The organism is Kocuria sp. LHG3120, from assembly GCF_049897445.1.
Classification (GTDB): Bacteria; Actinomycetota; Actinomycetes; order Actinomycetales; family Micrococcaceae; genus Kocuria; species Kocuria rosea.
Map to the genome: position 1 here is coordinate 188,828 of NZ_JAFCWG010000001.1, position 20,414 is coordinate 209,241.

A 20,414-nucleotide genomic window follows, 5' to 3' on the forward strand; every position below is an offset into this window, starting at 1 on the left:
ATACTCAATGGAACTTGGGAGGCGCTAGCACCACCAAAGACACGGAAGAGGACATGACTAACGATATTCATTCTCACCAATTGTATGCGGACACACCTGTGCGGAATATCGAAGACGACGACATTCTCGGCAGGTCACAGGTGGTGGACGCAATCATCCGTGCGCTAGACAGGATCACCCAAAATGGCGACAGTTCAGTTATTGCTCTGACTGGACCATGGGGAAGCGGGAAAACATCTATACTTAACTCATTGGATCGGAGACTCGGGAACGAAAGTGGTCCTAAATGGAACATAGTCCATCACACCCCATGGATGTTTTCTAGTCCAGAAACCGCTATTCGCAGTCTTTACGAAGACCTAACTGCAGCCCTAGGTGTGGTCAATAAAAAGTCAAAGGCACGCGAAAAAGCTGCGGAACTGTTTCGCAAAATTGCCCCATTCGGGACAGCGGGAAACGTTGTCGGAATTGACGGCCAAGTTATATTTCAATCCGCTGCTGATTTTATTGAAGGAGACCGTTCAGCTTCGGAGCTCCTTCGCGAACTCAGTCAAGAATTTGCCACCACAGAAGAATCTTTCCTTGTGATCATGGACGACTTAGATCGCCTTGAACCCCCAGAACTCCTAAACACTTTTCGCACCGTTCGTCTCTTAGGACGAATTCCTCAAGTGCACTATATACTTTCATATGATGAAGAAACTTTAACGGACCTACTCTGCAAAACCCAGCTAACACCCACTCCATCACGTGCGCGTGCTTACTTGGAGAAGATGACACAGTTACGTATCGATGTGCCTCCGCTCTCGCTGGACCTTCGTACGAACTTGTTTAAGGCTTATCTGGATGTTATTTCCGCAGAACGCGATATCAAGTTCACCGAAGATGACGATCTTCGCCTTCACAGCCTTTGGTATGACACTATGTCAATCGACCTTGATCAGCCACGCACCATCAAAAGGTACATGGGAGCAGTTGACAACCTTTGGCCGGGACTGGAAAGCGGTCTGGATTTCATAGATTACATGGCCATGACCTATTTACGAGTACAATGGAAGGCGGTCTACGACGCCATATATGAATCAAGGTATTTGCTTCTGGGCGTCCGATTAGACTTTTCGTCAAGCAACAGCACGCGTAATCAAAGTGAGCAATGGGCCCTTAAGTTGCAGGCTATGAAATTAGCGGAAAGTACGCCTAGATTGATGGATCTCACATCGTTACTTTTCCCTGCCCTAGGGGAATCTACAAAAAGGTGGGATTCGGATGAGAGCTCAAAGCACCGCGTAGGTGACCCTGCCCATTTTGAGCAGTATTTTCAAAGTGGCAAACATTCCAATGACGTGAGCGATGTTGCAGTGGCACGGGATCTCTCACTTATGCTTGGCGGATCGAAGACACACCGCTACATATCAGACGCACTGCGACGGGCTCCCGAAGCGACACTTGACGCGCTTCGGAATAATCTCCAAATTATGCCTAAATTCCCTTCACAGCGCGTTTTTGACGCCCTTGGATCAACCTACGATTCGCTTATGGAAAACGCACCTCCTAGAGATGCCTTTGCTGGGGTCAAGTACGAACGCTGCGGATTGGCCATCGTCTCGAACCTAGGAGCAGGCGAGGGTGGCGCGATGCTTATACATTGCCTTGAGCAAGGTCAAACGCGACGACTCGCCTTACGCGTTTGTGGTCTTCTTCACGAAGCGCATGAACGAACTACTGTAAAAAGTCATGAAAACATTTATGAAAATGTCAAGCAAGATTTCCAACGAGTTTGCCGAAGATTCATACGGGATAGTATTGGGAATTTTCCATACCCTATTTCGCCCCGCTATGTTTCTCCCGTAGTTTGGGATTTTCATAAATCCATGGCAGATGCATGGGATTCTCAAATAATGTGGGAAAACTGCCAGCTGGTTGAACAGTTTGACTGGCTTATGCGCATGCTTGTGCCGGATGCATTCACTGATACGAGTCGAGCCCCACAGGCCCAAATGGTGCTGAAGATCGATTCTCTACTCGGTGTGGATAACGTTACAAAGTTATGTCATTCAATTCTTACATCAACAACGGATAAGGGAATACCGTTTCCTGGATCAGACTCAAAAACTTTCGGATGGCATAACCGATCAGCAAATGAATCGTGGCGCATAAAAAGAAATATGCGGAAGCTACTCGACTATTTGACCGGAAACCTTATTACGTAACTTAACGGAATTGACCCAAGCAAAGGGTACCAAATCATGTATTTTCGGTTAGCCAGGACTGATCGGGGTTTTTTGCCAGCGTCACACAGTTTGTGCACTGACTCCCATGGCTTTGAATTTCTCAAAACGAGTGAATCTCCTATTGGCAAGTTCCTTGACACGTTGCACACGGAAGTCATTTTTCGTTACCTGGCGACGCCCATCCTTGCGGAGCCGGCGGACGGTCGGAGGGACTGGTCGCCGCTGCCTCCTCAGACTGCCCGGCGGGCTCCTCCCCGCCGGTTCCGCAGCCGGGGCGAAGCTCACGGTGCGCTGGAAGCAGGCCCTGCTGAGGGCGAGGATGTGCCCGAGGGACACCGCGTCCACGTCCACGGCCGTGTCACGCCAGTGCTCGCCCTCCTATAAGCGGACTTTTAGCTTAATGAGCCCACACAGCACGAGTGGGAAGCGAAACGTTATGCATTTGCAAATACTCCACCAAAGCTGAAGCCCGAGCTTCGCTTGCTTCAAGTTCCGACGAGCGATGCCTCACCCTTGGAGCCGCCGACGAAATTTCAGCCACCTGGCTATCGAGGCGATCAAACTCCTCACGCAGCCCATCCAAGTCATCTACCATGCCGCGCCACATCGGTGGTCCAAGTTCAAGTTGAGCGTACCGCTCCAATTCGTTGGCCAGGGCTTCATACTTCCAGTGTGCCTCTCGGTTATCCGCCACCCTATTAGCGGCGCCAACCGAATTTTGTATCGGCACAATGACAGCTACTGCAATTGAAAGGCCTATTGCCAGCCATGTCAGTTCTCGAACAAAACTTACGGCCGCTAGGGATGAAGCCACTGCCGCCAGTACAGAAACCACAGTCTGGAACGCCTGCCATGACCGTGCAGCCCTGCCATAGGATCGCCACCGTGCGTCACAAATTAATAGTCGCTGGACAACAAGTCTCGCGATGTCGTCTGGGAGGCCAAGGTATGGGGATCGGCTCATTGCATCATGATGACCTTGGATGGCCATGGCGTCCTCACTCAAGTGGTAAGCCGATGGCGCACAGACTCCTTAATGCACATTATGACGGGCGATGCCGCCGCGGAACCTAGGACTCAAGCATCGCCCTTAGCGCGCACCGTAGGAACTTTTCAGCGCATCGAAGGCCACCAACCCCGCCGGTGCCTACCACTCGGCGTGCACAAACTGGAAGACAACACTTCCGCAACGTCTGAGCATGCATAACTGTTGAACCGCAAGCACCCGCATGTGGACCGACACGCCAGTCATGATCCCTTGGCGAGGTGACTTGTGCGCATCTGCATAGGCTTGAGTCACCCCTCCCCTCAACCCCAAGGAGTAACCATGAAGAAGACGACAGCTGGCGCAGCCCTGGCAGCAGCAATCGGTTTCTCGGCTCTGAGCGCCACCCCCGCCATGGCAGTCCCCTACGTCAACTGCACCGCTGCAGAGGCTGATGGCGTTTACAACATTCAGGTTGGCGACTCCCGCTACGGTGAGCACCTTGACGAAGACCTTGATGGCATCGGTTGCGAGAACGGCAACCGTGGCCTCACCCCCGTGGATACCGTGAACGACGAAACCACCACTGATGACAACGTGACCACCCCGGTGGCCCCGGTCGCTGAGCAGCCCCAGATCTCCGAATTGCCCGCGGGCGCGGTCGACGCAGGCGTGACGGTGGAGGAGTCCACGAACACGGGCATTATCGCCCTCGCTGGGGGCCTGGCTCTGGCCGGTGCTGCCGGTGCCACCGTCGTTGTGCGCCGCCGCAACGCTCAGGCGTAGCACCGGAACTGTGCGTTAGCTCACCGGATAGCTTCTTGTCTGTGACTAGTACGACCCGCGACCGCCGTAGGAGCCAATTGGCCTCTGCGGCGGTCGCGCTCACCCTGCTGACAGGCTGCGCGGGTAACGCCGTAGCGCCGTCCGAATCCACTTCGCCATCGGCGTCGCCCAGCACTCCACCGGCTACACCCAGGTCTCCGATGGCATCACCCGAGCCGTTGCTATCGCCTTCCCCGACCGAGACACCCAATACGCAGTCGTCGGTGATGACAGAGTCGACACCATCGTCTGTTCACATTCCTGCAGTCGATACCCAGTCGAATCTGCTCCACCTTGGCCTGCAGGACAACGGCTCCCTTGAAGTACCCCCCGGGGACCCGGGCGCCCCTGCGGCGTGGTACAGCGGGTCCCCCACCCCAGGGGAACGTGGACCCGCAATCCTCCTCGGGCACGTCAATGCCACCGACGGAAGCTCCGGCGTGTTCGCCCGTCTTCGTGACCTCAAACCCGGGGATATAGTCGAAGTCGCGCGTGAAGATGGTACGACGGCATTTTTCACCGTCGACCGCGGGGAGCAATACACCAAGGACGCTTTCCCCACACAGGCTGTGTATGGAAACACTGAAGGTGCCGAATTACGAATGATTACTTGTGATGGGTACAACCCAGATACTGGCATGTTTTCTGACAACTATGTTGTCTACGCGAAGCTCGTGCTCTGAGACTTGAGTTCGCCAGATGTCAACAGAAAGAATCGGTTTCTACAAGAGTGTGGTGCCCCACCGGGCGGTCCCAGTGATCGGTAGTGGCAACACAGGTGCACGGACAGTGAGACAAAACATGTCCATAGTGGCAACCCAGCTAACGGGATCCATCCCCCCTCAGCATGAGAGGCCACTGGGACTGTCCGGCCTCCGAGACCCATGTTGTCGTCCCGTGCTCAGGGCATGGGTGGGGCAGGGTCAATGCAGTAGTCGTTGCCGTTGCTGTCCTTATGACACCCGAAGCCCTGTTCCGCGTAGTCGTCAATCGGGGTCTGAGGCTCCATCCACTCAGACTGGATTTCTCCGCTGGACTTGCACCGACCCAGGGCCGGTTCGAAGCACTCGGAACCGACCTGATACTCAAATCCCGGCTCCACAAATCCGTCGTAGCTACCGTACTCCTCGGAGGGACCGACGTACCCGTGGGCGTCCGCCTCGGGGCGTTTGTAGCCGTTTTCGTCTGTGGGGAAGACGTTGGCGCAATGGGTCTGTATCTCGGCAATTGCGGCCTCAGTAGGAGGGCCGGCCGGGAAGTAATCGGAGTTGCACACTCCCCCGCTGTTCAGGAACTCCGCAAGAGAGATCGTTAAGCCGTCGTCAACGACCAATGGAGCCGCCACGTCGTGGGCCGGCTCTTCGGTGACCTCGGGCGCGCGAGCCTCTGTGGCGCTGGCGGACGGCCTAGGAGGTGCTGCCTTAGTAGGCGCAGGGGTTGCACGAGCAGAGGCCGTAGGAGAGGCGCTGAATGTCTCCCGCGCGCCCTCCGGTGCGTCGCCAGAGCAACCGGCGAGGGCGAGCACGAGCGCCGCCGTGACGGTCGCCAGCTTGATAGGTGTTTTCATTCTACCTTCCCCTGCCACAGACCGAATATTGCTTAAGCAAGCACGGTACCGGACCTTCGTGGCCCGAGCCCTGGTAACTGACATGCCGCGGGCATATGACGGAGGAAAAGCTACGCGCAGAGCGGTGACGTCCCCATCGCCGGCATAGGCAAGAGTCTGTTCAAGCCTCGGTTCACGCGCCAAGCATCCTGGCCGGTTCAAGCGCGCGACCTGACAAGACGGCCTAGACGTCCCCATGGCAGGGCGGAGTGTCAAGCCCTCCTCATCCTGTGTCGACACGGGCGCTTTCAAGCCGAGCAAGAGAACCAGCCCGCGAACCCGGAATGTGAATTAACACACCCTGCAAAATCCATGACATTGACAGCGCGCCGACCGGTAGATGGGAACCAAGCATTGGGGATCGTTCATGACACGCGACCAAGGTGGTCACGGACAATCAACGCAACACCGCGAATGCTGTATATGTATCTACATGTCAGACACCAGCGAGGATGGAACCGAACGACCGCCCAGAAAAGAACCCACAAGAACAATTGATTTGGGGACGATTGCTGGCGGCACGGGCATTGTTGTAGGTCTCGGCGGTCTTCTCATGGTCGCGAAGGCGTTTGTATCCGCTGGATTTAATGGAAACATTGCAGCAATATTACTGACAGGTGCGACACCAACGGATTACCTCATGTTCATGGGTCTTCTAATCGTTCATACATTGCCTTTATTCGCAGTGCTGGCCGGAGCAGTATACTTACCTCACTTCATGGCAAAGGGGTACACGCTGACCCTCTCCCGACCTTTGCATTTATTTCACCGCAAGCATGGCTACGGGAATATAGAAACGCCTAAAATACTGTGGGCTTTTTGGCTTATTACAGCCGGGGCGCTAGGCATTTTTTATTTTTACAATGCCCATGACTCTTCGGTTACACGGAACTTTTATTTATACATGGGCGCGATTTTGGTAGTGTACGTCTATGTATTTCATATGATTATGGAAAGTAGAAAAACTCGTAGGATAAAAAGGGAGAACTCTCTGGATATTGTTCCTCTGGTACGCACCCAGAAAGTTAAATGGAATGCCCTCAGGGGTAGATTAGAGGCTGAAAATCAACGCAGATTACTACTCTATATGGGAAAACTTATCGAAGCAGAAGTAAAGGTTACAAAGGCGGTTCAAGAACGGCATGAAAGAGCAACCCGAAATATTCCCAAGTCTTTTATTGAAAGCCTAGTGGTAACTATGTCGTTGGTGTCGGTCTTCGGAACGCCAGGATTATGGATGCCATGGGAAGTTATCACAGTCCGTCAGGGCGAGAGTGTGATAGAACATGTTGCTCAGCAAGTCAACGAAACAGAGCAAGATCAGACATTTTATTTGCCCTATGAGGATAAGATACTTCGCCTTGGATCTGCTGAACTTGAAAGTCGGGAATACTGTGTGCCCGCCACAACATACCGATATGTTGACTATGGACTGCAAAAATGCAAGCGACCATAGGCACTCCAGAAATGCAGCATCCTCTATTCTCGTCCGTCCTCACAAAAACAAATCTATGTTTATCAGGCTTTCAAACTCAATGACAAACTGTATGGCAGATTTACTGATGCGGTAGCCGATGCTACTGGAATTTCATTTTTCGGCATCCGACGTAGTCAGTTTGAGCCAGCGCCACACGGTCTGTGCGCTGACTCCCATCGCTTTTCCAATTTCTGCACGAGTGAGCCCTCTGTCTGCGAGCTCACGAGCGCGCCGCACACGGGTATCATCTGCAGAAACTTGACGACGACCACCCATTCTTCCTTGCTCTGCCGCATTGGCCAATCCCTCACGAGTGCGCTCACTGATCCGCTCCCGTTCCAGCTGAGCAAGTGAAGACAGCATTGAAAGCATGAATCGTCCGAACGACCCTTCGTTGGTCGCTCCCTCGTGGAGAGACCGGAAAGTGATGCCGTCCTTAGTAAACTGTTCGATCAGCTGGTGAAGATGGGCATTATTGCGCCCAAACCGATCCAGCCGAGTCACGACAACCTCATCCCCCTTCCGCACCTTGTGCAGCAGCTTGTCCATTTCTGGCCGACTGGTAAGTTTCCCGCTCACGCCGCGCTCAATGTAGATGTTCGCGTCCTCCACGCCATCGGCGGTCAGGCGAGCAACCTGCTCATCCAAACTGACCCCACCCTCGGCCTGATTCATGGTGCTGACGCGTGCGTATCCGAACTTCACTGTGACTCTCCTCGCCGTGTGGTTGTGGACCCGTCGGCCTACTTCTAACGCTGGACTTTGTATAACGGCAAACGATCCTTTGCTGTTACCGCTGAGCATAGCGCTTGCCGCCTGCAAACACGGGCGGGTGAGGCAGTCAAGTCGTAACATCTTGTGCACTACGTTTGATGTGACGTTGTAGCTACAGGTAGTCCGGGCGGAACAGGTATGGCCAGGAGGATGTTGGGTGGAGGCGCTGGTCGGTCTGCCGCGACCAGTCAGAGGCAGGGGGTGGGGGGGTACTCGGAACGCTGCTGTTGGCGTATCGGTGGTGCATAGCAGCCAGCGGATCGTACGGGTTGGGAGTTCGCTATGCGAACACTTCAGTGGCCGGGACCCTGAAAACGGGCAGGAATGACGAGGTTCCAGTCCATGACCTGAACCTCCTCCGTGCTCAGCTCCTCGTTCAGCCGTCCTTCGTGTCGGGGTAGATCCAGGGCACGCGCGAATACAGCCGAGTGCCCTCGCTCGCCGTGTTCGGTCTGGTGGAACCGTGAGCCAGGGTCAGCAGCAGCAAGGATTTCGGCGCGGACACGAGTCTCTTCGCGGTGATCGTCAGGGTGGATCTGGACCAGGTGAGCTGGGCGGATGCAGTGCCGGGTGTCTTGCGCGTCGCGGCCTCCGCAGACGTGGTGCAGCTCGTGGTCCGACTTCAGCCCGCCTTTGAGGTACCAGTACATCCACCGATGCACCAAAACACGTGTCCCGTAGTGCTCTCCGACCGCGTAGCCGCTGATTGGATTGCGCTGACCGGCATAGAGCCAGCACCCCGTCTCATTGGTGGTGATATCGGCAACCATCCGAACGGCGAAGCGCTCCCGCAAATCGGCAGGCACGCGCCTCCAGGCCGCGAGTTGATGGACCGGGCACCGGTTGGAGCCTGACGCGGCGGGGTCCGGACAACCGGTCTCTCGGCACTTCGTTGGTGTCATGGCCGACGCTTCCACTTCTCCACCACCTCGTCGGCTCGCATGCGGTCCACCATGTATGAACGTTCCAGGCGCGCCCGAGAGACCAGCTGTCTCCCTTGCTTGGTGGCTTCCTCTTCCTGCACGAGGCGCAACTGATCGAACACTCCAGGATCGGCGTCCAGAAGCCGGAACTGAGTGCCGGCCTTGCCCCATTCGGCCAGTGGGATCGCGAGGCTAGCCAGGGCCTTGACCCAGTTGCGCACGGAGCGGGTCGTGCGCGTTGTCAGGTACGGCAGGACGTCATCCGGGGTGAACCACATGCTGTGCGGCAGCGAGCGCCACAGCTCCCATGGCCCCCGGTAGCCAGGCTCCCGCATAGAATCGGGCACCTGAGCCGCCTTATACCATGTACCACTTTCTTCCGTATCAACCGCTAGATCGTGCGCCTGAACCGCCCATCTCTGAGGTACATGGAAAGCCTGTAGGGCCGCTAGGCCCCCGTCAGTGACGCTGTAAGAGGCTGAACCACGCATGCCTCCCGGATGTAGCCGTTCGACAAGTTGAGCCTTCAGGAGGGCAGCTAGACGCCCCTGAGTGACGTTCTTGTGCTGGTTCAACCAGCCAGCCATGTGACGGATGGACGCATGGCACTGACCAGCACGAGCCGTCTCAGCGGCGATGAACTCCAGCAACAGCCGTTCGTTCGTGTTGATTGGTGTCTCCTGTTCCATAGTGGCTGGTCAGCACCTAGTTCTACACGCTCAGCTCGGTTCCTCACCAATGGCTTCAAGGCGGCGAGGTGGCCAGGGAGCAGGCGTGCCCGCTGGCAGGCCAGCGCTCTCTGGTTCCCACTCCTCGTAGATCGGCTCAATTGTGGGCTTCACGTAGATGATGCGTTGCTTGCCCTCCGCGATGGGGAGCGGCTTGATGTCCACGTATTTCCATGGCTCCTCCAGGTTCTGGAACCGCCTGCCATCCGTCGAGTAGCAGGTGATGTCTACGCTTTGACGCAGGAGTTTGCGCTTCTCCAGCACGTCCAGCGTCTGCCAGTAGGCAGCGATCTGGCTCGTGTGAAGGTCCGGGAGCAACTGGCTCTGCTCAGTCATGTCAGCCAGCTCTTGTTCCAGCTTCCCAACCTGCCCACGAAGCTCCACGTTCTTACGTTCGAACTGTTTGCGCTCCAGCACCCCATTGGCCCACATGTCAATCAAGTCATCCTGCTGCGAGCGCAGCTTGGTCAGCTCCTCCTCAGTCCTCCGACGGTCCTCCGCGCGAGCAGGAGCATGGACGCGCAGTGCACTGCCTGGCCCGTAGACGATGTAGGGCCATCTTTCCTCCACATGGGCATCCAACTCCTCCGTCCGGCGGGAGACGTGGCGGACGTCCTTCCGGCGAGTCGCCGGGAACCTGTAGGAGATGCACGAATATTGCGGCGCTCCTGCGCTAGCTTTGCTGCTTACCAGTGGCTCACCGCAGTGACACCTGGCGATCCCACTGAGCAGATGCTTCACCCGGTTATCGTCCTGGGTCTTGCGCTTGGGGTCCTTCAGGATGCGCTGGACGGCACGGAACGTACCTTCGTCCACCAGCGGCGGGAACTGAGACTTACCCAGCTCCGCCCCCTTCAGTGACTCAATGCCGCAGTTCCGGGTGCGTTGTAGCAGTGTGCGGATGGTGGAATGTCGCCAGCCGTTGCCGCGCGTGGATGGCACGCCGGAGCGCTGGAAGTGAGCCACGATGCCTGAGATGGGTTTGCCTTCCAGCACCGCTTGGAAGGCCCAACGCACCAGCTCTGCTTCCTTCTCGTTGATGGTGATGTTGTGGTGGACACGTCCGTGCTCGTTCGTCTCCTTGATGATGCTCCAGCCGAACGGACGAGGACCACCCTGCCACTGACCTGCCAGCGCAGCCTGTCGCCGTTTGGCACTGACGCGCTCGCCCTTCTGCTCCGACTCGTACCGTGCGATAGCACCCAACTGACGGGCCATGAAACGACCGGCTGGCGTCGCTAGATCGAGCATGCCGGCACGCACCGTCTGCGTCCCCACACCGTGCTGCTCGGAGGCGATGATGTACTCCTCCAGCTCACTGGGAACACGGTGGAGCCGATCGGTGTGCCAGGTCAGCACTACCTCACACTCGCCCTTGCGGATGCGTTCCAGCAGCTCCTGGTAGCTGGGGCGAGGCTTACCCGAGTAAGCGCTGATGTCATTGTCGGCCAGGCGACCAACCACCTGGAGGCCATGGGCTGCGGCGTACTCCTCGCACTCGGTGAACTGACGGTCAATGCCCAGTCCCGCACCCGTGCGGTCCTGACTGATGCGGGCGTAGATGATGGCTCGTTGCATGAGCCAAGCATACACTGCGTTGTCTTCCACTTTGTGTGCCCGTCCCGCCACGCACCGGCCTGCTGGTCGAACCAGCGCGGGGTGGAGGCGAGGCGGAAGGTCACCACCACGGTGCCGTCGGGCAGGCTGCGGGACTCGGGATCCGTGGCCACGTAGCCGCGGACGGTGATCTGCTCGGTCATCGGGAACTCCTCTGGACGGCGGCCGGTGCGGCCGGTGCTGGCCCCGGTGGCGGGGTGCACCCAGCGTCCTGCCGGAGCCGGTGCCGCCGCGGCGGGCGGGCCCCGGTTGTGGACGGCCGCGCTCCTCGGGTTCCGGGACCACGCGCTGTGCAGTGCGACCGCCGGGCGACCAGCGTGAGACCGGCTCACGGTCCGCGAGCGCCCGTCAGTCGATGTCGACGGCGTTCCAGGCGATGACGGCGAGGGGCTCCCGGTGCCGCTCCTGCTCGTGGGAGCATGCCCAGCACCACGGGCCGTAGAGCGGTGGGGCGCCGCACTGGCAGAGTCGGATCCGGGCCATCGGACTCACCTCGATGTTCGTTGCAGTGGCCTGACAGGTGACGGCCTGCCGGACGACATCCTGCGCGGGTGTCCTCACCCCTACTACCGGCCCAGGGGCTCCTGTGGATGCACCGCGGCCCGGTTTTCGGGGCCGGCACGGCGCCCGGACCGCCGGAGCGGGCGCCGCGCCTACCCCGTCCCCGCGCGTCGCCCCGCTGCGCGGAGCCGTCGCCCCGCCCCTCGGAGCCGTCGCTCCGCGCGGCGGGGCGTCGACCGCGGACGTCAGCCACGGGCGTCGGCCGCAATCTCGCCACGGCAGGCCGGTGCCGGTGCAGTGCGGGCGCCCGGACGGGAGGCGGCGGTCGGCCTCGCGTGCGACGACCCCCGCAGTCTCCCGGGCACGGCGCAACGGCGCCGTGCCCGGTTCGCCGCCGGCCCCCGTGCGTTCCGTTCGACTAGGCGGCGTGCCCCGGCTCGACCACGATGCAGTCCTCCCGGAAGTCGAGGTGCATGCAGTGCAGCGCGACGACGCCCCGGGTGATCGCCTCCAGCTGCTGCGGATCGATGTCCGGGCCGACGTTGCGGACGATGAAGTCACGGGTGTCCTCCGTGGCCTCCTCCACCGTGTCGTAGTGGTAGTAACGGGCCCCCCGGCCGGTCCACTGCCTGATGATGGTGACGCTCATGGTTCCTCCCCCTGAATCGGATCCGGACGCGTGGTCCGCGGCCGCCCCGGGCACCCCGTCCGGGAACTGCGGCCGTCCCGGCGGGCTGCCGCCGGGGTCGTCGCGGAGGTGCTGCTCCGGCTCCTCGTCCGTCCTGGCGCGGAGCTCAGGTGGCCGGATCGCTGCACCCCTCGATGTGCTACTTAACGTATGCGAATTCACAGGGTGGTGCTTGTCCACACTTTCGCGACCGCAAACATTCCAGAGCTGGTTGCAGCTCGGGGAGAGGCACCGGCAGGACTGCCGGGAAGGGGGACGGCCGGGCCGTGCCCGCCGAGGGCCGCAGGTGGGCTGGTCGTCCGGGTCGCTGCGGGGAAGTGCTCCGGCTCCGGGCGCCTGCCGGGACGCCGCTCAGCACCTGCCGGCTTCGCCACCGACGAAAGATGGCCCGCCCGGTCCAGTAAGACCGAGCGAGCCGCGGACACACAGACGGCGAGATCTGCGTGCCCACCGCACAGCCTACCCCGCCTCCGCTCCGCTCGGAGGTACCGGTCCACCGAACGGGCGCCGGCACGCTCATCCGGTCCGCCGGCCCTGCCCGCAAGGGCCGTGCGTCTCGCCACCGGAGAGATCCCGCCGGGCACCGCAGCACGACGTGCCGTCGGATCTGCCGTCGGATCTGGCGTCGGAGACGACGAGATCCCCGCCACCCTGAGCCGTGAGGGCCGGAATGGCGGGGATCGCGAGTGTGCCCCAGGAGGGAGTCGAACCCCCGACCAAGAGATTACCGGCCTGGGGTTTACGTTGGGTATCTGCACATCCCGGGACGTGACATCTGCCGCACGATTATAGGGGTAACGAGCGATTCGTCGTGACGCCACCTGACGGCACATTCCGGTGTTTTCGTTGGGTATTCGTTGGGTCCAGGCGCTATTTATTCTCCGTGCGAGCTCTAGCCCTTGAGGACGTCGTACGGGTGCCGCCATTCCGACTCGTCCCGAGGGATCGGCTCTACCCATGTCCCGGGTATGAACACGTCGAGGACGCCAAGCCGGCCGAAGTCGCGCCAAAACTCCACCAGGGGGCCGCGCTCCGTCATCAGCACCTTGCCGTCGACGACGAGCACACCTAACTCGGTGGGGATGCGCGCTCGTCCATACGGTTCATGGTTGTAGAGGTAGCGGGTCGCCCCAGCACCCGGGGTCATGCCTGGCGCGGACACTGCCTCCGCTGCGGCGAACTGCTCGGAGGAAAGGGTCATGCGCATAGATCTACACGCTGGCGGGGACACGCCATCTGTCCCGTCAGAATCATACTAATAGGCACGCCTGAACCACCCCCTCAGGACGACTTATCCGCCCATAGAGCGACACCTTGGAATCTAATGGGTCTGCAAGCATTTCTGTAACCATTCGTACATTACTCTTAGACACATCGCGTCGCCAAAATAATTTAGACAGCAATACGTGACACACCCTCATGCCACACAATTGAGAGGAGGATCCAGCGAAATCGTCTGCAACTTCACGGGCGCGAGGATTTACATTGAAATATTGTCACAATACGAATTGTCCTCTCGCCTGCGGGGGTAGGTGTCCCTTCTCAATCTTAAGGGACTGCGAACTCCCCTGCAGCCGAGAGTCCAATTCATCAATATACTGCACCTTTTCGACCATTGTCATATTTGGCACATACATCAACTGTGTAATCAGATCGTCATTCTCACTCCTTATTTGAGACACTGCATGTACATCCACCCACTGCGTTTCCCCCACGGATCGATTGGCAAATGCCTCCTCCTCTTCGGAGCGCTCCGCTACCTGAGTCTTGCGATGTAAGCGGGCCCAGGCGAGAAGGTGAAAATGATCGAGCAACAGCTTAAGGAAACGATCGCTCTCACTGGAAATTAATCCACTATTCATTTGCCAGCGCATCGTCAAGTCGTTAAACTTATTGACGTTTTCTTGTGCAATAAATCCGACTTTCACGAAATCGCTATTACGCAGGAAACGAATCAGCTCCACCATTGCGTCGATTTCACGTGCTCGGCGGGCTTCATCCCGTTGCTTGTCGAGGGCGTCCTCATGCAGGTCGCTTTGGGTTTTCAACTGATTTCTTAGCACGAGGCCAGCGAATAAGCCGCCCAACATGGCAGCCGCGATTGACGCCACCATGTCAAGCCAAGCGTTTTCGTCGAACGGTCCTTCATTCGGTCGCGGAGCCCACGTTAGCCAAGTCGCCCACACCATCCCTGCGACTACAATAATGCCGACAACCACGACCAGAGTTCCAATGCTGCGCGTAGACGATGCGGTCTCGTTCACCGCATCACTTCGATTCATATTCATGGACTGATACTACCTGTAAGAGCACGCGGAAGGCCGCATTGACTCCTTCTCAGGGTCGAGTCGCTGCTCGTTCGCGGCAAAGACCCGGTCTAGTGACACCTTGAGTTCCGCTTGGTCATGAAACATAACCAGTGAAACCTAAATCACAAATAATTCGTGATCCGACCCTTGCTTCATGCGGTGCCCTAGTGACCGAACCCGTGACGGGGGGCTTTGCCCGACATCTGAAGCGCTCGGAAGCCATTCCGGCTGTATTGAGCTTAAAGACGCCCCAAAACCGATGAAACATCAATCTCTCATTACCGAGTTTCAAGTGCCCGTTCATCAATGAGTGATATCCACTTATCTACTTGGCGGATTTGGGCCCGCCCCTCGTAACCGGCGCCCAGTATTTGGGTGCACGGCCACAGTATCTTTGTTCTTGAAAACTACGGGACTCGGACTATAGCCATTGAAGCCGATGTCCGGCGATGAACCTACGGGCCACTGAGTCGCGGGTTGACGAATGACCACTTCCGCAGCCCTACGCTTTTCCCATAGATTTGAAGCGGCTTCCAGCGTACCTGCAACAACTGCACAAAGAGCCTCAAATGAGCCATTCATAATTTCTCCGATATCCTCGGCGATTAAGACTTCATTCATGTTGTCCTTTTGAAAAACCGATTCGAGAAAGCTTTTAGACGGCACCAAGGCTGGGGTCTCGATTATTTTGGTGACCATGCCCACGCGATTGTTGATTGTGTTTGTGTAATTGACCCCAGGCGAGCGGTGGATTATTGTATTTCGAAAGTCAATGCACCAGTCAAGCCAGCCAGCGGGCTCAATGGCTTCTATGGCCGCAGCCATAGAAAGCGCTACAACTTTTTGTGCCGATTTTTCGGCTTCATTCGGGCTGAAGCTGAAGCGCCTCGTGCCTTTATTTGAAAGTGCCTCCAGTTCTTGCCTGGTTCGAAACAATTTGTACTCTGCTCTACGAATGTTGGATTCGACTCCGGTCACGCCAATCAGTAGCGCAGACAGCAGGTCCAGCAGGGACCCCAGCTTAAAGAAATACTGGTCCCTCAGAATGGACGCGAGTTGTCCGGCCTCATATTCGGTCTTGCCTGCGGGGATGTATGGCCCCTTTCCGGACGGATCATTAAAACGCATTTTCATCTGAAAGTCCCGAGTAGCGCGCTTCTGTTCGTACATGCTCAATATGGACGCCATGTCCCCCAGTACATCTTGCAGGGTGAATGTTAGCTCACATAGGTAGTCGGAAAGATATCTTCTTTGGTCGTCCGTTAAGTTGAAGTCTTGCCACCAGGAAAAACCACCCACCCTTGGGTCAAGATCACTAAGCATGGATTCCTCAAGTGCGCCAAGAATCACTCGGGATCGCGACAACGAAGCGTTTTCCTTCGGCACAGCAATTACCTCAAAACTTTCACAAAAAGTATTTCGATTTTTCTTCTGTCGTTATTACCTGAACCTATAGTCTCTCAGAATCACTCTACACATCGCCCATGTCGTGAGAATGGATCAGAGCGCAAGATGCCTCTTCTGGCGTGCGTAACCGCCAAATCTCAGCCCATCGCGTACAAGTTGTTCGCAACCAACGCCGCCAGTGAGGGCGGGCCGCATCTGCTCACGTGCGACGGCCCCGTTAAACTCGGGCAAGGACGAGGAGTCTCCCGAAGGATTACCCAGTCAAAGTAGCCATTGGTTAGTTGCGCTTCGGCTTCCACTCCTCGAACAGTTCCCACATCAGCCGCTCAACCTCACGCGGGTCCGCCTCCGGCCCAAGCAGATGCCGCGCCCAGTCCATTGCACTCGTCGTGTAGAACTCTCCCCGTTCATTGGCGGTCGCCTCCGCGACGTCGTGAGCCTCCCGGAAACGGTCCATCATCCATTCCAGGCCACCAAAGCCCTGACCCGGCCCCCAGCGCCATTCGATGAAGTCCCGGGACCACTCCTCGTGCTGCGGGACCACGGGGTGACCCTCTACCGGGGTGAACGTGATCCATGCCGGCGGTTGAGCCGACGGCTTCCGCCGTGCCCGCGCCATTAGACGGCCCTCGGTCGGTAGAAGCCACGGGAGTTGGTGCCCTGCTCGTCCTCGAGGTCAGGGAGCCTCATAGACGCGAGCAACTGACCAACCAACTTCCGCTGATTGCGTTCCTCCACAAGCGCAGGGTGCGCCTTCACACCCTGCGGACTCATGACCGTCACACCCTCAGCGTCCACCAGGGCCCGAAGCTGTTTGATCCGGTCACGGCAGCGGGCCGCTTCCTCGAGGATCACCGCCTCAGATTCCGTCAGCTCGAAGTCCCTCACGATGGCTGACCATAGCTTCCGCCCGTCGTCGCCCAGTCCACGGGGCGCCCGTCTCTTCTCGTGCGCGGCCTCCTGCGCCGCCTTTTTTAGCTCTGGCATAACTACTCCATTCATGTGTGTTGCTACGTGTAGATCAATCGTTAGGGGCGATAGGGTGCCCCAATCCCTGCCAAACCACGAACGCCCGTCTAAAGGTGCAGAATCCGCTCCGCCCACAGACACTTACAAACATCCGCACAAAGCCGGGAGAATAGCTCACAGCGGCTCTAAGGGGCACCAAACGGAACGCCATCAAATAGACTCGAATATTTAGAAGACCGGAGAAGGATTTCTGTCAATGCAGCGGGCGACGGAACAGGGTGTCCCCCCGGGGGTTGTACCCCTCCCCTCACCATTCACCCGGGATATGGCAGTGCACCGCACAACTCGTGGTCATACGGTGCACTGCCGTTCACCTATTCCGCGTGCATTAGTTCACAACGGCGCGACGCCTAGCCGTGTGCTGCGGCTGGTAGTCGTGGTCTTCGGGGTCTACCTCGAACTGTCGGACGCCGTAGCCTTCGTGGACCATTCGCATCTCCATCGGCTTCGGCTGTCGATAAGGCTTCACGTCTTCGAGGTCTTCAGGAGCTTCGATGCTCACACCGAGCGCGTGAAGCGCGCCCCACTTACGAGTGTTGGTGTTCGTCGTGGCCCACGCCTCGTACACCCGTCGTCGGTGCGCGTCACCCGGGTTGCACACGAGCGGGATCTCTCGCTCTGCCGGTCCGACTGGAATGCCGGCGAGGCTGGCGGCGTCGAGCACCAGCGGCGTGAGCTGGTCGAGCTCTGCTGCCGCGTTGGCAGCGTCCATCCAGGCTGTGCGCTGCTTGTTGTCCACACGCACCACCTGATCAGCGGGAGCCTCGGGGTCGATCAGGGAGGCTGCAGTGGTGAAGCGGGCGGCGGTGGTGTTGAACATGGCGGCGGCTGCCTCCCATGCCTCGGTGGCAACGTCCTGGTAGGCCCGGTGCGCTTCGTTGTAGACGATGTCGGCCACGGCGTTGCGGACGGTGGCGTCCTGCACGGTGCCGGAGTTGGTTGCGGCGAGGGCGAGAACGTGGAAGGTCTGGAGATCCTTGGAGTCGCTGAGGACGGCCTCTGCCACGAGGGGTGCAAGGTTGCGGTCCACCTCCTGGTAGCGGCTCCAAGATGCGGCTACGGCGTCGAGGGGCTTGCAGGGGATTTCGGTGGCGTCGAGGACGCGGCGGGCCTTGGTGAGGTACTGGGACAGGTGAGCGGAGTCGATGCGGTTCATGGGGTTTCTCCTCAGAAGTTGTTGGTGTTGAGTGCGCCGCCGATGATGCGGGCAAGCGCGGCGTCGTCGTTCAGTGCGATGGGGCGGGACTGCTGCCGGGGTGCCTGGTGGTCGTCCAGTCCCTCGGTGTGGCGGTCGTGCTCTGCTTCGTTGGCCCCTTCGAGGGCCTTACGGATGAGGGCTTCCACGTCTTTGCCGTTCATGCTGCGTTTCTCCGGTTCTTCTCAATAGCGTCTGCCAATTGGTCTGCGAGCTTCCATGCGCCGGCTTCTGTCAGCGTCATCACGAGTTTGCGCCCCGTGAATACTGCGGTTCCGTTTTCTGTGGTGCCGTCAGGGGCCGTTAGTAGCGCGGGAATCGCCTTGATTTCTTCCGAGTCCTGCAAGGTCCGCTCGTAGAACGAGGGCTTAGTGATGAACATCAGTTGGTGTCCTTTTCGTTTTTCTCGGCTAGATCGACTAAACGATCTGCCACTTCGTAAATGTCTGCGTGCGGGATGAATACGGAATTAGACCCGCGTCTTATCCATATCCCGGGGACTCGTGCCCCGTTGGCCCCTTTATGGAATTCGTAATATCTGACGTGCGTTTCCCCGGGCGTGAAATACGTCATGCGGCCTCCTGTGCGGCTGGCAGTACCGGCAACCCGGTCATAACCGGCCACCGTTCAACCGGGACTGCGTCAGTGCGGTGGCGAGGTCATCCCGCACCCGCCGCAGCCTGACGTTGGCGGCGTCGAGACTGCGGACGAGTTCTTGCAGTTCCGCCTTCGTCTTGGCGATCTTCAGCATTTGGTCCAAGCGCTGCGCGTCGAGGTCGCTCATGCCGCCTCACCCTTGTCGATGCGCCGGCAGGTGAAGCAGGCTCCCGGACGAGGAGCACCCTGGTGGATGGGGCAGGTCTCCGTAGGGGTCACGCCCTCGTGCGCTGACCCCTTTGACGCCTTTGACGCCTTGGGGGTCTCGGTGACGCCTTTAGGGGTCTCGGTGACACCTTGGGGCCGACTAGAGGAAACGCCCATGTTCGGGGGCTCATCCGCTGCCAAGGTGTCAAAGGGGTCACCCTGCAAGGGCACGACACCTTCAGTGACCCCTTCGTCCTCCACACGCCACACCCAGCCGCCCTGGTATGCCCGGGACTTCTCCGAGACGATGCGCGGGTCCTTGCAGCGCTTCCGCGCGTTCTTGATCTCGTCCCGGGTGAACCCGGTAGCAAGCCCGGCCTTGATCACGTCCCCTGCGTTGCCCTCACGCCCAGGTTGGGACCGCAGGTGATCAAGCAGGAACGCCTGGGCCGCATTGCGGTCCTCGTCGTCCCCACCGTCCACGTGCTCCCGGTTGATCACGTCGGAGACAGTCACGTCCGACTCACCGAGGAACCGGACCCGGGCAACCTCCGCTACCCCGTCCTCGGTGGGGACGTCCACAGACTCCAGGGTGAACTTGTAGGAGCCGGTGCCGGTGCCGTAGTTGTTCTTGTCCTGCGTCAGAATCCGTTCCCCAGTCTCCTCATCGGCGGCGAACGCCAAGTAGGAGCGGGTCACGTCGCGCCACGCGTGGGAGCCGGACAACTTGTTAGAGACGCTGCCCGCGCCCTTCCCGAAGTGGTTGATCAAGGACATGGACAGCTCGTGCCGCTGCGCCAGCGCCATGAGCGGCCCGTACGCGTTGCGGACGTCCTGCACCTTGTTCATGTCGCCGGACATCAGTGCCGGGGCCGGGTCGATAATGACCAACCGCGCCCCGGTCTCCTTGACCGCCTCCTCGAGTTCGGTGACGTCCAGAGGGAACCGGAGTTCCCGCTGCATGCTGAACGCCTCGGTGGTGGTCTCCACGGCGATGGAGTACACCCGGTCGAGGTCTGCGCCGGCTGCGATGAGACGGGGCACGATGACGGTGTCCCAGTCGTCCTCTGGCCCCATGTAGATCACCGCGCCGCGTGTCCCGTGGAGGTCTCCGGGGAGTTCCCCACGGGTGAGCTGTCCCGCGATGTCGAGCATGAACGTGGACTTGCCTTCTCCACCCTTGCCCGCGCAGATGGTGCCGGTGCCCAGCGGGATCACGCCGTCACCACCGGGTGCCCACAACCATTTCTGCCGGCGCGGTTTGATCATTGACGCGGGCGTGAGCAGCAGACGCTTCTGTGCCTCGTCGCTCATG

At 58.8% G+C, this 20,414-nt stretch carries 21 protein-coding genes; 4 read left to right on the forward strand and 17 right to left on the reverse strand.

All coding sequences use genetic code 11. The annotated features are described in order from the left end of the window. Positions 1-53 precede the first annotated feature (53 nt). From ACP7CD_RS00845 to ACP7CD_RS00855, 3 genes are all read left to right on the forward strand, one after another. On the forward strand, positions 54-2,210 hold the full coding sequence (locus tag ACP7CD_RS00845; protein ID WP_426118449.1) for a KAP family P-loop NTPase fold protein: 2,157 nt from the start codon (positions 54-56) through the stop codon (positions 2,208-2,210). 1,348 nt (positions 2,211-3,558) lie between these two features. Further along, on the forward strand, positions 3,559-4,002 hold the full coding sequence (locus ACP7CD_RS00850) for an excalibur calcium-binding domain-containing protein (protein WP_426118451.1): 444 nt from the start codon (positions 3,559-3,561) through the stop codon (positions 4,000-4,002). A gap of 266 nt (positions 4,003-4,268) precedes the next feature. After that, positions 4,269-4,724, forward strand: coding sequence for a class F sortase (locus ACP7CD_RS00855; RefSeq protein ID WP_426119029.1), 456 nt, complete (start codon positions 4,269-4,271; stop codon positions 4,722-4,724). 218 nt (positions 4,725-4,942) lie between these two features. On the opposite strand, the gene ACP7CD_RS00860 is transcribed toward ACP7CD_RS00855, so the two are convergent. Beyond that, positions 4,943-5,608, reverse strand: a complete 666-nt coding sequence (locus tag ACP7CD_RS00860) for a hypothetical protein (protein WP_426118453.1) — start codon at positions 5,606-5,608, stop codon at positions 4,943-4,945. A 472-nt stretch (positions 5,609-6,080) separates the two neighbouring features. Here ACP7CD_RS00860 and ACP7CD_RS00865 point away from each other — a divergent pair, with 472 nt between their 5' ends. Further along, a complete protein-coding gene (locus ACP7CD_RS00865; protein ID WP_426118455.1) occupies positions 6,081-7,103 on the forward strand; it encodes a hypothetical protein in 1,023 nt (340 codons plus the stop codon). Positions 7,104-7,235: 132 nt separating this feature from the next. Here the strand turns inward: ACP7CD_RS00865 and ACP7CD_RS00870 are convergent, their stop codons facing one another. The 16 genes from ACP7CD_RS00870 to ACP7CD_RS00945 form a co-directional block, all read right to left on the reverse strand. Beyond that, a complete protein-coding gene (locus tag ACP7CD_RS00870) occupies positions 7,236-7,829 on the reverse strand; it encodes a recombinase family protein (protein ID WP_426118457.1) in 594 nt (197 codons plus the stop codon). 362 nt (positions 7,830-8,191) lie between these two features. Further along, complete coding sequence (locus tag ACP7CD_RS00875; protein WP_426118458.1) at positions 8,192-8,704, reverse strand: hypothetical protein; 513 nt, start codon at positions 8,702-8,704, stop codon at positions 8,192-8,194. 92 nt (positions 8,705-8,796) lie between these two features. Beyond that, positions 8,797-9,510: a hypothetical protein gene (locus ACP7CD_RS00880; protein ID WP_426118460.1), complete on the reverse strand. Its 714-nt coding sequence runs from the start codon at positions 9,508-9,510 to the stop codon at positions 8,797-8,799. 30 nt (positions 9,511-9,540) lie between these two features. Continuing rightward, positions 9,541-11,157 (reverse strand): recombinase family protein, encoded by a 1,617-nt coding sequence (locus ACP7CD_RS00885; RefSeq protein ID WP_426118462.1) that lies wholly within the window; start codon positions 11,155-11,157, stop codon positions 9,541-9,543. A 357-nt stretch (positions 11,158-11,514) separates the two neighbouring features. Next, the gene (locus tag ACP7CD_RS00890; RefSeq protein WP_017834572.1) at positions 11,515-11,649 is read right to left on the reverse strand and encodes a hypothetical protein; all 135 of its coding nucleotides are present in this window, start codon (positions 11,647-11,649) and stop codon (positions 11,515-11,517) included. A 436-nt stretch (positions 11,650-12,085) separates the two neighbouring features. Beyond that, positions 12,086-12,316 (reverse strand): hypothetical protein, encoded by a 231-nt coding sequence (locus ACP7CD_RS00895; RefSeq protein WP_017834571.1) that lies wholly within the window; start codon positions 12,314-12,316, stop codon positions 12,086-12,088. A gap of 931 nt (positions 12,317-13,247) precedes the next feature. After that, positions 13,248-13,556 (reverse strand): hypothetical protein, encoded by a 309-nt coding sequence (locus tag ACP7CD_RS00900; RefSeq protein ID WP_426118465.1) that lies wholly within the window; start codon positions 13,554-13,556, stop codon positions 13,248-13,250. Positions 13,557-13,851: 295 nt separating this feature from the next. Continuing rightward, positions 13,852-14,619, reverse strand: a complete 768-nt coding sequence (locus ACP7CD_RS00905) for a hypothetical protein (protein WP_426118467.1) — start codon at positions 14,617-14,619, stop codon at positions 13,852-13,854. Between the two features lie 366 nt (positions 14,620-14,985). Further along, positions 14,986-16,050: a hypothetical protein gene (locus tag ACP7CD_RS00910; RefSeq protein ID WP_426118469.1), complete on the reverse strand. Its 1,065-nt coding sequence runs from the start codon at positions 16,048-16,050 to the stop codon at positions 14,986-14,988. 298 nt (positions 16,051-16,348) lie between these two features. After that, positions 16,349-16,615, reverse strand: a complete 267-nt coding sequence (locus ACP7CD_RS00915; RefSeq protein ID WP_426118470.1) for a hypothetical protein — start codon at positions 16,613-16,615, stop codon at positions 16,349-16,351. Between the two features lie 74 nt (positions 16,616-16,689). Further along, positions 16,690-17,058 (reverse strand): terminase, encoded by a 369-nt coding sequence (locus ACP7CD_RS00920; protein WP_426118472.1) that lies wholly within the window; start codon positions 17,056-17,058, stop codon positions 16,690-16,692. Between the two features lie 370 nt (positions 17,059-17,428). Then, complete coding sequence (locus tag ACP7CD_RS00925) at positions 17,429-18,256, reverse strand: hypothetical protein (RefSeq protein WP_426118474.1); 828 nt, start codon at positions 18,254-18,256, stop codon at positions 17,429-17,431. Between the two features lie 11 nt (positions 18,257-18,267). After that, entirely contained in the window at positions 18,268-18,459 is a 192-nt protein-coding gene (locus ACP7CD_RS00930) for a hypothetical protein (protein ID WP_426118476.1), read from the reverse strand. After that, complete coding sequence (locus ACP7CD_RS00935; RefSeq protein ID WP_426118478.1) at positions 18,456-18,677, reverse strand: hypothetical protein; 222 nt, start codon at positions 18,675-18,677, stop codon at positions 18,456-18,458. The genes ACP7CD_RS00930 and ACP7CD_RS00935 overlap by 4 nt, the downstream gene beginning before the upstream one ends. Before the next feature lie 228 nt (positions 18,678-18,905). Further along, complete coding sequence (locus ACP7CD_RS00940; RefSeq protein WP_426118480.1) at positions 18,906-19,079, reverse strand: hypothetical protein; 174 nt, start codon at positions 19,077-19,079, stop codon at positions 18,906-18,908. Continuing rightward, positions 19,076-20,413 carry an AAA family ATPase gene (locus ACP7CD_RS00945; RefSeq protein WP_426118482.1) on the reverse strand — a complete coding sequence of 446 codons (1,338 nt, stop codon included), beginning with the start codon at positions 20,411-20,413 and terminating at the stop codon, positions 19,076-19,078. The genes ACP7CD_RS00940 and ACP7CD_RS00945 overlap by 4 nt, the downstream gene beginning before the upstream one ends. Position 20,414: the final 1 nt, after the last annotated feature.

What these genes read in the sequence shown, in the direction of transcription:
- ACP7CD_RS00855 (WP_426119029.1), top strand. Translation starts at nt 4,269, where the DNA reads ATGACAGAGTCGACACCATCGTCTGTTCACATTCCTGCAGTCGATACC.
- ACP7CD_RS00850 (WP_426118451.1), top strand. Translation starts at nt 3,559, where the DNA reads ATGAAGAAGACGACAGCTGGCGCAGCCCTGGCAGCAGCAATCGGTTTC.
- ACP7CD_RS00945 (WP_426118482.1), bottom strand. Translation starts at nt 20,413, where the DNA reads ATGAGCGACGAGGCACAGAAGCGTCTGCTGCTCACGCCCGCGTCAATG.
- ACP7CD_RS00935 (WP_426118478.1), bottom strand. Translation starts at nt 18,677, where the DNA reads ATGTTCATCACTAAGCCCTCGTTCTACGAGCGGACCTTGCAGGACTCG.
- ACP7CD_RS00920 (WP_426118472.1), bottom strand. Translation starts at nt 17,058, where the DNA reads ATGCCAGAGCTAAAAAAGGCGGCGCAGGAGGCCGCGCACGAGAAGAGA.
- ACP7CD_RS00860 (WP_426118453.1), bottom strand. Translation starts at nt 5,608, where the DNA reads ATGAAAACACCTATCAAGCTGGCGACCGTCACGGCGGCGCTCGTGCTC.
- ACP7CD_RS00900 (WP_426118465.1), bottom strand. Translation starts at nt 13,556, where the DNA reads ATGACCCTTTCCTCCGAGCAGTTCGCCGCAGCGGAGGCAGTGTCCGCG.
- ACP7CD_RS00865 (WP_426118455.1), top strand. Translation starts at nt 6,081, where the DNA reads ATGTCAGACACCAGCGAGGATGGAACCGAACGACCGCCCAGAAAAGAA.
- ACP7CD_RS00890 (WP_017834572.1), bottom strand. Translation starts at nt 11,649, where the DNA reads ATGGCCCGGATCCGACTCTGCCAGTGCGGCGCCCCACCGCTCTACGGC.
- ACP7CD_RS00895 (WP_017834571.1), bottom strand. Translation starts at nt 12,316, where the DNA reads ATGAGCGTCACCATCATCAGGCAGTGGACCGGCCGGGGGGCCCGTTAC.
- ACP7CD_RS00925 (WP_426118474.1), bottom strand. Translation starts at nt 18,256, where the DNA reads ATGAACCGCATCGACTCCGCTCACCTGTCCCAGTACCTCACCAAGGCC.
- ACP7CD_RS00880 (WP_426118460.1), bottom strand. Translation starts at nt 9,510, where the DNA reads ATGGAACAGGAGACACCAATCAACACGAACGAACGGCTGTTGCTGGAG.
- ACP7CD_RS00940 (WP_426118480.1), bottom strand. Translation starts at nt 19,079, where the DNA reads ATGAGCGACCTCGACGCGCAGCGCTTGGACCAAATGCTGAAGATCGCC.
- ACP7CD_RS00930 (WP_426118476.1), bottom strand. Translation starts at nt 18,459, where the DNA reads ATGAACGGCAAAGACGTGGAAGCCCTCATCCGTAAGGCCCTCGAAGGG.
- ACP7CD_RS00845 (WP_426118449.1), top strand. Translation starts at nt 54, where the DNA reads ATGACTAACGATATTCATTCTCACCAATTGTATGCGGACACACCTGTG.